This window comes from Micromonospora sp. WMMC250 (assembly GCF_027460215.1).
In the GTDB taxonomy this organism is placed as follows: domain Bacteria; phylum Actinomycetota; class Actinomycetes; order Mycobacteriales; family Micromonosporaceae; genus Micromonospora; species Micromonospora taraxaci.
The window spans coordinates 1,414,916-1,426,602 of record NZ_JAPZBJ010000002.1 but is presented as its reverse complement, the minus strand read 5'-3'; the positions used below and the strand labels follow the sequence as shown (position 1 = coordinate 1,426,602).

The following is an 11,687-nucleotide window of genomic DNA, read 5'->3' as shown; positions in this document are numbered from 1 at the left end:
CCGCCGCCGCTGTCACCGTCTACCCGTCAGCCGGCCAGGCCAGCCACCGGGTCCGGGTCCAGCACGACAGTGGCCGAGGCGGACTGCGGCGGGACGCCCGGCTCGGTCGGCGCGTCGGTGTACTCGGCGACGAACACCGCGGTCAGGTTGTCCGCGCCGGCGTGCCCACCGTCCACGAAGGTCGGGATGCTGCCGGTGCAGCCGGTCGACGTGGACAACGGGTGCCCGTGCTCGTCGTGCCCGAGCACGTAGGTGACCGTCACCCGGGAGCAGTCCACCGGCAGGTCGTCGGTGACCTTCACCTCGTACGCGACGGTCTGCCCGAACTGGAAGGGCTGCCCGGCGACCGGGGCGACGAACTCGATGACCGGCGCCGTCGGCCCGATCACCAGCGGCAGCGTCGCCGAGGCGGACCGGCCGGTGCGGTCGGTCACCTTCACCGTCGGCGTGTACGAGCCGTTCTCCTGGAACGTCCAGGTCGGGTTCGGATCGGTGCTGTCCACCGAACCGTCCGCGTTGAAGTCCCACGCGTAGCTGAGCTTGTCACCGTCCGGGTCGGTGGTGCCGGCGCTGGAGAACGTCACGGTCAGCGGGGCCTGCCCGACGGTCTTGTCGGCGCTGATCTTCGGGATCGGCGTCCGGTTGCCGCGGACGAAGTCGATCCGGGACAGCTGGGCGTCCGGGTTCTCGGCGAAGTAGCCGTCACCGTACTCCAGCACGTAGAGCGAACCGTCCGGGCCGAACTCCATGTCCATGGGGTTGTCCACCACGATGGAGGGGACCACCGAGCGGATGTCCGCGACGTTCCCGTTGGCGTCGAGGCGGAACTCCTTGATGTAGTCCCGGGTCCACTCGTAGAACAGCGGCACCCCGTCGTAGTAGGCCGGCCAGCGGGTACGCGACGTGCTGGTCCCGTCGTAGTCGTACGCCGGGCCGCCCATCGGGCCGATACCACCGGTGCCCAACTGCGGGAACTCACCGGACGCCGCGGACGGGTACCAGACCTCCGGCTGCTCGACCGGCGGCAGCACGCGCTTGCCGGTGTTGTGCGGTGAGTCGTTCACCGGCTTCGCGCAGTTGAACTTCTTGCCGGACTCGCCGGTGGCGAAGTCGTAGTCGCGGTAGGCGATCGTCGGCGTCACGCAGTACGGCCAGCCGTAGTTCGCCGGCTTGTCGATGAGCATCCACCGGCCGTGTCCGGCCGGGCCGCGCTCCGGGTTCGGGGAGGACGCGTCCGGTGAGTAGTCGGCCAGGTAGACGTTGTCGGTGCGCTTGTCGACGGCGAACCGGAACGCGTTGCGCAGCCCCATCGCGTAGATCTCCGGGCGGGTCTGTGCGGCGCCGGGCTTGAACAGGTTGCCGGCCGGCACCGTGTACCCGCCGGCGGCCTTCGGCTTGATGCGCAGCAGCTTGCCGCGCAGGTCGTTGGTGTTGGCCGAGGTGCGCTGCGCGTCGTACGCCGGGTTGCGGTCGGCCCGCTCGTCGATCGGGATGTAGCCGTCGGAGGCGAACGGGTTGGTGTCGTCACCGGTCGACAGGTACAGGTTGCCCTTGCTGTCGAAGTCGATCTGCCCGCCGACGTGGCAGCAGATGCCCCGGTCGGTCGGCACGTCGATGATCTGCTGCTCGCTGGCGAGGTTGAGCTTCATCCCCTCCAGCTTGAACCGGGACAGCCGCAGCGCGCCCTTGAACCGCTGCCAGTCCGCCTCGGTGCCGGTCTCCGGCGCGTCGCCCTCGTTGACGCCCGGGGTCGCCGGGTCGTCCACCGGGGTGTTCATCGGCGGCGAGTAGTAGAGGTACACCCACTTGTTCTGGGCGAAGTTCGGGTCGATCGCGACCCCCTGCAAGCCCTCCTCGTCGTGCTCGTACACCGGGATGTCGGCGGCGAGGGTGTTCAGCCCGGTGCGCGGGTCGTGGATGCGGACCTCGCCGGTGCGCGAGGTGTGCAGCACCCGCAGGTCGGGCAGGACGGCGAGGCTGATCGGCTCGCCCGGGAAGTCGTTCAGTGTCACTTTCTGGAAGCTGCTGTCCGGCGGCGCGGCCGGCGCTGCGGCCGCTGCCGACGGTGGTACGACCAGACCGGCCGTCACCAGCAGCAGGGCGGACGCGAATGCGGTCCTGTTCATCAGGTGTGTCCCCCGGGGTGGTGTCAGTACCGAAGTGAGGCGAGATAGTCGAAGCCGACGCGGGCGGTGTCCAGGGCATCGGCGGGGGAGCGCGGCGGCGTGCCCGCGTCGTCACGCTCCACGATGTACTCCTCGATGCCGGCTTCCCGCTCGTGGGCGAAGATCCGGCCGAAGTCGATCAGGCCGTCGCCGAGGTCGGCGAAACCGCCCTCGACGTCGAGGTCCTTGACGTGCACCTGGCGGATCCGGCCACGGTTGGCCTTGATCACGTCGACCGGGTCGTGCGCGCCGCGCCAGGTCCAGTAGAGGTCCAGTTCGAAGTGGACCAGACGCGGGTCGGTCTGCGTCGCGAGGATGTCGAACCCGGTCGAGCCGCCGGTCAGGGGCACGAACTCGAGCTGGTGGTTGTGGTAGCCGAACTCGAGCCCCGCGCGCTCGGCGAGCCGTCCGGCCTTGTTCAGGTCCCGGGCGAGGGCCCGGTAGACGGCGGGGTCCCGGATCGGCTGGCCGGCCGCGTCCCGACCGAAGTACGGGTGGACGATCTTCTTGCAGCCCACGACCTTGGCGTCGGCGAGGGCCTGTTCCCAGGTCGCGGCGTCGAACGGCTGCGGAATCCCGACGTGCCCGGACGTGGAGCGCAGCCCCGCCTCGTCGAGCGCGGCCCGGAACTGGGCGGCGGTGCGTCCGACGAAACCGGCGTGCTCCACCCGCCGGTAGCCGATCCGACGCAGCGCGTCCAGGGTGCCGGGCAGGTCGGCGGCGAGCTGGTCGCGCAGCGTGTAGAGCTGGATGCTGATCCGGTCCACCGGTACCCGGCGCCGGCCCTGCGCCGGTGCGGCGGGTGCGGCGACGGCCGGCCCGGCGAGCAGACCGGCGGCGCCGACGGCAGCGGCGGAGGCGGTCGCGGCGCGCAGCACTCCACGCCGACTGACCGACTCCGACGCCGGTGTCGGCTCCGGTCGGTTGATCTGTCGATCCATGGTGGTGGTCCCTTCCTGACGGCTGGCATGCCGTCGGCGGCGGTCGACCTGGCTGCCGTCGCCCGGGCGCGCCGAACCGGCCGGAGGCGGGCTCCGGCTGGACGGTGACGGACGGCGCTCGGGTGCGGCCCGGCCCTGTCAGGAGCGGAACGCGGCGACCCGGCAGGGGTGGCGGCAGACTGATCGACTAATGGGCAACCCTCTATCTAGATCGAGACCCTACCCTTGCCTCCGGACGAAGGCAAAGCTTCGTCGCGTTTGGCAGAAGTTTCGCTCCAAATGACAAAAGCGCGCTGTCGAGGTGCGCCGGCAGGGATGACCTCCTCCTTCCGGGCGCCTCCGCGGCGCTCCCGGCACCCGCGCCCGCCCCGCCTCCGACCCCTCGAGCGATCCCCTCGTCTTCCTGAAAGTCGGGGTGTCCGAGCGCGGTCGATACACCGCTCTCAGGAAGACCGAGTCGATCACGAGGGTCGTGCTCGCACGGTCGCCGAAGCCGGACGCGGCCGCTCGACCTCGCGTCGGGCCGTACGCCCCCTTCGGCGCGGTTCGGCTCACCCGCCCCGGGAGGGCGTCATCCGGACAGCCGGCGTTGCCCGCGCTGAAGCAGAGCAAACGGCACGAGAGATGCCGGCTGAGCTCCTATTCCACCAAGCGGAACATAATTGGAAACTGTGCCGACAAAAGCGCCGACAATTATTTCCGAATGCCGCAATCGCCCATGCCCGGGAAGCGAGAATGTCGGCATAGGGAAGTCGAATACGGGGGGACTGAACATGACGTGTAGGCGGCGATTGACGCTGTTGGCGGTAACCATCGCAGCCGCACCACTCGTCCTGGGTGGGTGCACCGCCGACCGGGGGTCCGCGACCGGTTCGGCCAAGAAGCACGCCGCCCCGCCGGAGCTCGCCGTCACGCCGGGGGACAAGGCCCGCGACGTGCCGGTCAGTGCCGAGGTGGGCACCGTGGTCAAGGGGGGCCGGGTCACCGGCGTACGTCTGACCGACGACAAGGGCAAGCAGGTCGACGCCGAGCCGCGGGAGGACGGGTCGGGCTGGGTGCCGAGCGCTCCGTTGCAGCCGAAACGGACCTACACGGCCGAGGTGACAGCTACCGGTGACTCCGGCGCCACCACGACCCGCACCACCACCTTCACCACGATGGCCAAATCGACCAAACCGCAGATCACCAGCACCCTCTATTTTGTCGGCAAACGGACGTACGGCACGGCGATGCCGGTTACCGTCGCGTTCGACCCGGGAATTCCGAAAGAGGCCAGAGCGGATGTCCAGCGACGGTTGTTCGTGAAGACGAATCCTCCGCAGCCGGGCACCTGGTCATGGCTCGAGGACGGGACTCAGGTCTATTACCGGGCCCCCGATTTCTGGAAGCCGGGGACGACGATCAGCGTCCGGGCCGGCCTGGAGGGTCTGCCGATCGGCAAGGACCGGGTCGGTGACGCCGAGCGCACCGCGACGTCCACGATCGGACGGCAGGTCTCGTTGGAGATCGACAACGCCACCAAGCAGATGACGGTCCTGCGGGACGGCAAACAGATCCGCCGGATCCCGGTCAGTCTGGGCAAGCCGAGCACGCCGAGTTCGAGCGGCAAGATGGTGATCATGGAGAAGCACGAACGGACCACCTTCGACACCCGGGGTGAGCCCAACGGCGGCTACGTGGTCGATGTCGACGACGCCCAGCGCTACACCTGGGGTGGCGAGTTCATCCACTCCGCCCCGTGGTCGGAGGGGGACCAGGGCAACACGAACGTCTCACACGGGTGTGCCAACGTCTCCGCCACCGCGGCCGACTGGTTGATGGGGGTGACGCAGGTCGGGGACCTGGTGACCGTGAAGGGCACCGAAGTGGAACTGCAGCCGGGTAACGGCTGGACCGCGTGGAACGTGAGCTGGGACGAGTTCGTCCGAGGCAGCGCGCTGCCGGTGCCACCCGGGCTCAAGCCCGCCCCGGTCGCTCCGGCCCACCCGGGCGCGGTGGCCGGCGGGTCGCCTGCCCCGGCGCCCTCGGTCAGCGGTCGCTGAGCGACACGGCGGTCGAACGGGCCGGTCCGCTGCGGCGAGCCGGCCCGTCGCCGCGCGCGTGCTCCGGCCGGCGTTCACCGCAGGGGTACGCGGGCCACCCCCGGCCCGGTCAGGCTGCCCAGCCAGAGGTGGTCGCCGTGCTGGCGTACCCCGGTGATCATCCGGTAGTGCCCGTTGGGGCCGTGCAGCGTCCGGCGGACCGTGCCGTCGCCGTCGACGAGCGCGACCAGCCCGTAGCGGCGGGGTTGCGGCTGCATCGCGTCGGGGAGCAACGCGGCGAGTTGGCGCAGCCGCGGATGCGGCAGGAGCCGCTCGGCGATCGGCACCCGTGGGCTGGGCAGCGCTATCCAGTACGTCCCGTCGCCCACGGCGGCGAGGTTGTCCGGGTACGCGGGCAGGTCGGCCAGAACCCGCACACCGCCGCCCAGTTCGACGCGGAGCAGCCGGTGGGTGCTGGTCTCCACGAGCATCACCGCCGACTCGTCCGGGGTCAGCGCGATCCCGTTGGGGAAGTACAGACCCTCGGCCACCACCTCGGTGCGGCCGCTGTGCGGGTGGTGGGCCAGCACCCGGCCGTTGGGGCGGTGCTCCAGCAGATCGCGCTTCCAGTGTGAAACCGGGAACCGGTCGGAGGAGTCGGTGAAGTAGATCGTGCCGTCGCGGGCCACCGTCGCGTTGTTGGCCAGGTGCACCGGGGGCGCGGTGCCGGTCAGTTCGTGCACCGCGCCGTCGGGGGTGACCCGCAGCAACCCGCGGTACGCGTCGCAGACGACCAGTGCCGCATCGGACGGGTCCACCTCGATGCCGAGCGGTCGGCCACCGGTCTCGGCGAGCAGCCGGGGTCGGGTGCCGGCCGGCGCGTCGACCGGCCACCACCAGAGCCGCCCCTCCTCGTCGCCGCTGACCACCCGGCCGGCGCCGTCGACCACCACGTCCTCCGGGCCGACGGCCCCCTCGGGGAGGGGTAGCAGATCGACGTGGTCGAGCCGGCGGTCGGTGGGGGCCCATGCTCCGGTCAGCGCCGGGGGAACGGTCGCGGGCTCACGGACGGGCCGGATCAGCCGAGGCGGCCGTGGCCGGGGGATCAGCATCGACCTATTCTCCACCCCTCGGTGCCGCCTGCCGTCGACCATCGCCTGCGCGGCGCGCCGAGCCACCGAGTGCCGACGTGGTGGCAGGGCCGGCGGCCCGGCCGGTCGACCCGGGGGTGGTCACGTCCGGGGGAGGGCCCCGAACCTCCACCCTGAGGGGGAGGAGCGCCGCCTCCGGGTATGACCCTGGGCGTACCCGGAATCACTCCGCCGAGGGGCGAAACTGTCGGAGGTGGCGGCTAGATTTCTTGGCATGGAAGAGGACAGCGACCGGCTCGACGTGCAGGTCAGCGTGGGTGACCAGGTGGTCGTCATGCGGGTGGCGGGCGAGGTCGACATCGCCACCGTGGCGGCGTTCCGGTCCGCGTTGTGGTCCGCGCCGGCTCGCCGGGTGCTTCAGCTGGAGTTGTCCGATCTGCGGCTGCTCTCCGCCGCTGGCGTCCGCACGCTGCTCGCCGCGCATCTGCGCGTCCGGGCCTGCGGTGGCGAGCTGGTCCTCGTCGACCCGAGCCCGGTGGTGGCGCGGGTGCTCCGTGCCAGCGGTCTGCACCGCGTGATGCCGATCCTGGAGCCGGCCAAGGTGATCAACGCCGCGCGTCTCACCGGAGGCACGACCGCACACCTGCAGTTGGCCGCCTGACCGGCGAGGGGTCGCCAGCGTGAGCCGGCGACCCCGGGAATCGGTCAGCGCACGCCGAGCAGGTCCACGACGAAGATCAGCGTCTCGCCGGGCTTGATCACACCGGCCGCGCCCCGGTCGCCGTACCCGAGGTGTGGCGGGATGGTCAGACGGCGACGGCCGCCGACGCGCATGCCGACGACGCCCTGGTCCCAGCCGGCGATGACCTGCCCGCCGCCGAGCGGGAACTCGAACGCCTGGCCCCGGTTCCAGGACGAGTCGAACTCGCCGCCGGTGGAGTGCGACACGCCGACGTAGTGCACGCTGACCAGCTGGCCCGCCTCCGCCTGCGGGCCGTCGCCCACGGTGATGTCCTCGATCACGAGGTCGGCGGGCGGTGCACCCTCGATCGGACCCACCTCGGGCTTGCCGGATCGGGCGCCTGCTGCCTGGTTCATGCGGGGATCTCCTGCCGTTGCGGGTGATGTGTCCGGTCACCGTCGATCCTGCCGGATAGCACCTCACCGATGTGCGGCGGACCCGCCACCTGCTCGAATCCACACCCGCGCCGCCGTCGGCAGCCATTGCGACGAGTGCGGCGCGAGAGGCCGGGGCGGTGGCGACCGCGGACGGGTCGGCGGGCGTCACCGGAGGTGGTGACGCCCGCTCGGGATGTCGTCGAGTGGTCAGCGCAGCCAGGGCAGCCGCTGGACGACGGGCAGCTTCCCCCACACCCGGCCGAGGCCCCAGGTGTCGCCGGCGTCGAGTAGCGCGAGGACCGCCAGCACCGCCGCGTAGATCAGGTGGTCGTCCATGAAGGGGTTGTTCTCCGGGGGCAGGACGGCGGTCCACATCAGGACCAGCAGCAGCCCACCGGTCACGGCGGCGACCCGCATGCCGATGCCGAGCAGCAGGGCGACACCGATTCCGGCCAGGCCGACCATGAACAGCCAGTCCGCCCAGGCGGCACCGGCGATCCCGGTGTACACGTCCGTGAACGGGCCCGTCACCCCGAAGGTGAGGAAGCCCTTGGTGGGGCTGCCCCCGTTGATCCAGGCGTTCTTCGACTCGGTGGCCATCCCGAGGCCGAACATCTTGTCGACGAACGCCCAGAGGAAGATCCAGCCGAGCGCCAGGCGGAGGCCGGCGAGGATGTACCGCACGGCCCGCCCCCCAGTGGTGCCGGGCGTCGGAGCGGTGTTCTCGACGGTGACCCGGTCGGTCGTCGCGGTCATGGTCCCCACGTCCCTTCTCAGTCTCGCACCGCACGTCCCGGTGGCACCTCCAGTGGACGCTCACGGCGCCGTCCGCGGCAGGGCCGACAGACCGCGTCGGCACGGGACGTTGGACCCCTCCGGCCCGTCCGCCCGACTTCGCGGGACCGCCGACGTCGGGTCGGCCGCTCGCCTAGGCTCGGGAACGGCCGGCCGGCGGGCGGGGTACGGGCGCACCGTGGCCGATGCGGGAGGCTTCGGTGGCGGAGGTGGCAGTCCCGGTCCCGCTGTGGGCCTGGGCGGCAGTCGGCGCGGTGATCGCCGTGATGCTCGCCGTGGACGTGCTCCTGCACCGGGACAACCACGTCATCGACCTCCGCGAGGCGCTGCTGTGGAGCGCCGTCTGGATCGGCGCGGGTCTGCTGTTCGGGCTGGTCGTCTGGTGGGGGCTCGGCGGCGACCCGGCCATCGCGTACTTCTCCGGGTACCTGCTGGAGAAGGCGCTCTCGGTGGACAACGTGTTCGTCTTCGCCCTGCTCTTCGGCTACTTCCAGGTGCCAGCCGGCTACCAGCACAAGGTGCTGTTCTGGGGCGTCGTGGGGGCGCTCGTCTTCCGTCTGCTGTTCATCCTCGCCGGTGCCGAGCTGCTGGACCGGCTCACCTGGGCCGGGTTCGTGCTCGGCGCGTTCCTGATCTGGACCGGCTGGCGGCTCGCCGTACGCGGAAAGCCGGACGTCGACCCGGAACGCAACGTCGTGGTCCGGCTGTTCCGGAAGCTCGTGCCCACCGACGCGCGCTACCACGGCGACCGGTTCACCGCCCGGGTGGCCGGCCGGCGGATGGCGACACTGCTGCTGGTGGCGCTCGTCGCCATCGAGGCCACCGACGTGGTGTTCGCCATCGACTCGGTGGCGGCGATCCTCGCCATCACCACCAACACCTTCCTGGTCTGGACGGCCACCGCGTTCGCCGTGCTGGGGTTGCGCAGCCTCTACTTCTGCCTCGCCGGCCTGCTCCGACACTTCGGCTACCTGCGGTACGGACTCGCGTTCCTGCTGGCCTTCGCCGGGCTGAAACTCATCCTCGCCGAGACGCCGGTGGGCAAACTGCCGGTCTGGATGACGCTCGCGGTGGTGGTGCTGACCCTGGCGATCTCCATCGGCGCCAGCCTGCTGGCCGCGCGGCGTGCCCCGGCCGGCTGACGTCACCCGGCCAACACGTGTCGGGTCAGCCGGCCAGCACCGGCCGGGACAGCTGGTCGGCCAGGAGCGCGGGCGCCTCGGCGAGCGAGGGGCCGTACCAGGTGAGGTGTCGACCGGAGAGCAGAGCGCACGGTACGCCGGGGAACGCTTCGGGCCCGTCGTCGGCGGTGAACGTGTACGGCTCGTCGGGCAGCACCACCAGCTCGGGTTGCTGTTCGCGCAGCTCGGCGAGGGTGGGCCGGGGATAGCGCTCCGGGTGTTCGTCGTAGGCGTTGACCACGCCGAGCCGACGCAGCACGTCGCCGGCGAACGTGTCGCCGCCGAGCACCACCCACGGCCGACGCCACACCGGCACCACCACCCGGCGGGACGGCGTGAGCAGGGGTGGGTCGGCCCAGGCCCGCCGGGCCGCGCGCAACCAGGTCGGCTCCGTCGGGGCGCCCAACTCGGCGAGCAGTTCGCCCAGCTCGGTCAACGCGCCCGCGACGGTGCGCGGATAGGTGACCCGCACCGGTACGCCCGCCGCCCGCAGCGCCTCGGCGTCGGCCCGGCGGTTCTCCTCCACGTTCAGGAGCACCAGGTCCGGCCGCAGCGCGCGAACCCGGTCCAGGTCCGGGTACTTGCTGCCGCCGACCCGTGCGACGTCGAGCCCGGCCGGGTGGCTGCACCAGTCGGTCGCCCCGACCAGCGTTCCCGGCACTGTCAGCGCCACCGCCTCGGTCAGTGACGGCACCAGCGACACCACCCGCATCCGCGTACCTCCCGTCCCCGGCACCGATCATGCCCGTCCGGTCGGCGTGACGCGGGTCAGGGTGGGCCGGGCTCGACACGGGCGCTCACGTCGAGGTGCGCGGGTGCGCAGCCGACGGTCGTCGCGAACCGGCGGACCGCGGCGTCGACGTGCGCGCGTACGCCGTCGGCCCTCGCGTCGGCCGCCAGATCCACCCGGATCCACACGTCGGGCCGCTGCGGCGCGCCGGTGAGCACCACCCGTGCGCGGCGCACCCCGCGGTCGCCGGTCGTCAGGTCCCGCTCCAGCGCGCCGACCAGCACGTCGGTGCTCAGGCGGGTACGACCGGGGCGGTGGCCCTGGTGGCTCAGCATGCCGCGTAGTGCCTGGCGGGGTCGACGCAGCTCACCCGCCAACAGGCGCTGCCCGGCGAGGGCGGCGAGCACTCCGGTGACGGCGGCGGCCAGGGTGCTCCACGGCGCGGCCAGTCGCCACGCGTCGAGCAGGCCGGCGCCGAGCAGCGCCGCACCCGGGGCGTCGGCGGGAGGCGCGCTGACGCTGACCCACATCGCTGCCGCTCCGAACGCCACCAGCACCAGCGCGACGATCGTCCACAGCAGGCGGTGTGCGGCGTCGGTCATGCCGGCCTCCGGCGCGGCAGCAGCCGGATCTCGATCCGGCCGGCGCGGGGCGCGGCGAGCCGCCGCAGCTCCTGGCGCACGGCGAACTCGACCTCCGCGTGCGCTGCGGGGTCGCCGGTGGCGTGCACGCGGGGACGCCACTGGTCACCGCGCCGCCGCACGCGCACCCGTGCCCGGCGAACACCGGGCACGGTCCCGGCCGCGTCGGTCAGCCGGCGTTCCACGCACCGTCTGCGCAGGTGCCAGCCGTCCCGCTCGTCGACGCGCAGCCGGGACGGCGTCCAGCGGCGCAGTTGGGCGACCAGGATGACCAGACCCGACAGGATGGCCGCGCCGGCGCCGGTGCGGACGTCCGGGTCGTGCCACCGGGTGCTGGTCAACGCCTCGTACCAGCCGGTGCGGGCGAGCAGTGGTGCGGGGCGGCCCAGCGCGACGAGCAGCGCCTGTACGGCCAGGAGAACCCCGCCGACCAGCAGTGCGACGGCCAGCAGCGACGAGGCGGTCCGGTTGACGACGCGCATGCCGACCTCGGGTCGCCGGGCTGGTGGTCGTGGATCGGCGTGGTGTGCCCCGGGGACGATCAGGTCGTCCACCGTGATGGTCACGGCGGCCACGGTGAGGCCGGTTCCGGCGGCCACCCGGTCGGCGACGGCGGTCCGGACCGCCTCGGTGACGGCGGGCACGCTGTACCCGTACGTGGTGACCAGGTGCAGGTCGAGCCCCACGCAGGTGTCGACCAGCCGGACGGTGGCCGGGTGGGCGCCGGTGACGCCGGGCACCTGACGGGCCGCGTGGACAGCGATCCGGGCGACGTCCGCCGTCTCGGCGGTGCTCCGCTGCCCGGTACGCCGGCCGCGGGTACCGGCGCCCGGATTCACGGTGATCGGAGCGGGGCCGGCCGTGCGCGCTGACGGACCGTAGGCCACGGGTCGTGGTGGCAGTCGGTGGTGACGTCCCGCCCGAACGGCGCGGGGGCGTCGGAGGATCGTCGGATCACCGGACAGTCCCGGTCGACGGGCGCGGCGCGGGTCGTCCCGGCGCT

General features: G+C 72.2%; 11 protein-coding genes. 3 read left to right on the top strand and 8 right to left on the bottom strand.

Annotated features, from left to right (window positions below):
- Window positions 1-26: 26 nt before the first annotated feature.
- Both O3438_RS06135 and O3438_RS06130 read right to left on the bottom strand, forming a co-directional pair.
- Entirely contained in the window at window positions 27-2,126 is a 2,100-nt protein-coding gene (locus O3438_RS06135) for a PQQ-dependent sugar dehydrogenase (protein ID WP_269679000.1), read from the bottom strand.
- A 23-nt stretch (window positions 2,127-2,149) separates the two neighbouring features.
- Window positions 2,150-3,106, bottom strand: a complete 957-nt coding sequence (locus O3438_RS06130; protein WP_269678999.1) for a sugar phosphate isomerase/epimerase family protein — start codon at window positions 3,104-3,106, stop codon at window positions 2,150-2,152.
- A gap of 773 nt (window positions 3,107-3,879) precedes the next feature.
- Here O3438_RS06130 and O3438_RS06125 point away from each other — a divergent pair.
- Window positions 3,880-5,148 carry a L,D-transpeptidase gene (locus tag O3438_RS06125; RefSeq protein WP_269678998.1) on the top strand — a complete coding sequence of 423 codons (1,269 nt, stop codon included), beginning with the start codon at window positions 3,880-3,882 and terminating at the stop codon, window positions 5,146-5,148.
- A 74-nt stretch (window positions 5,149-5,222) separates the two neighbouring features.
- Here the strand turns inward: O3438_RS06125 and O3438_RS06120 are convergent, their stop codons facing one another.
- Window positions 5,223-6,239 carry an SMP-30/gluconolactonase/LRE family protein gene (locus O3438_RS06120; RefSeq protein ID WP_269678997.1) on the bottom strand — a complete coding sequence of 339 codons (1,017 nt, stop codon included), beginning with the start codon at window positions 6,237-6,239 and terminating at the stop codon, window positions 5,223-5,225.
- A gap of 253 nt (window positions 6,240-6,492) precedes the next feature.
- Between O3438_RS06120 and O3438_RS06115 the strand changes: the two genes are divergently transcribed.
- Window positions 6,493-6,879: an STAS domain-containing protein gene (locus O3438_RS06115; protein ID WP_269678996.1), complete on the top strand. Its 387-nt coding sequence runs from the start codon at window positions 6,493-6,495 to the stop codon at window positions 6,877-6,879.
- A 44-nt stretch (window positions 6,880-6,923) separates the two neighbouring features.
- Here O3438_RS06115 and O3438_RS06110 read toward each other — a convergent pair whose 3' ends face one another.
- Entirely contained in the window at window positions 6,924-7,316 is a 393-nt protein-coding gene (locus O3438_RS06110; protein ID WP_088989476.1) for an FKBP-type peptidyl-prolyl cis-trans isomerase, read from the bottom strand.
- A gap of 228 nt (window positions 7,317-7,544) precedes the next feature.
- The gene (locus tag O3438_RS06105; RefSeq protein WP_442929564.1) at window positions 7,545-8,102 is read right to left on the bottom strand and encodes a hypothetical protein; all 558 of its coding nucleotides are present in this window, start codon (window positions 8,100-8,102) and stop codon (window positions 7,545-7,547) included.
- Window positions 8,103-8,317: 215 nt separating this feature from the next.
- Between O3438_RS06105 and O3438_RS06100 the strand changes: the two genes are divergently transcribed.
- Window positions 8,318-9,274 carry a TerC family protein gene (locus O3438_RS06100; protein ID WP_442929563.1) on the top strand — a complete coding sequence of 319 codons (957 nt, stop codon included), beginning with the start codon at window positions 8,318-8,320 and terminating at the stop codon, window positions 9,272-9,274.
- 25 nt (window positions 9,275-9,299) lie between these two features.
- Here O3438_RS06100 and O3438_RS06095 read toward each other — a convergent pair whose 3' ends face one another.
- From O3438_RS06095 to O3438_RS06085, 3 genes are read right to left on the bottom strand one after another with little or no spacing between them, the layout of a single operon-like run.
- Window positions 9,300-10,025: a helical backbone metal receptor gene (locus O3438_RS06095; RefSeq protein WP_269678993.1), complete on the bottom strand. Its 726-nt coding sequence runs from the start codon at window positions 10,023-10,025 to the stop codon at window positions 9,300-9,302.
- A 56-nt stretch (window positions 10,026-10,081) separates the two neighbouring features.
- Complete coding sequence (locus tag O3438_RS06090) at window positions 10,082-10,645, bottom strand: hypothetical protein (RefSeq protein WP_269678992.1); 564 nt, start codon at window positions 10,643-10,645, stop codon at window positions 10,082-10,084.
- Window positions 10,642-11,523, bottom strand: a complete 882-nt coding sequence (locus tag O3438_RS06085; protein WP_269678991.1) for an Asp23/Gls24 family envelope stress response protein — start codon at window positions 11,521-11,523, stop codon at window positions 10,642-10,644. The genes O3438_RS06090 and O3438_RS06085 overlap by 4 nt, the downstream gene beginning before the upstream one ends.
- Window positions 11,524-11,687: the final 164 nt, after the last annotated feature.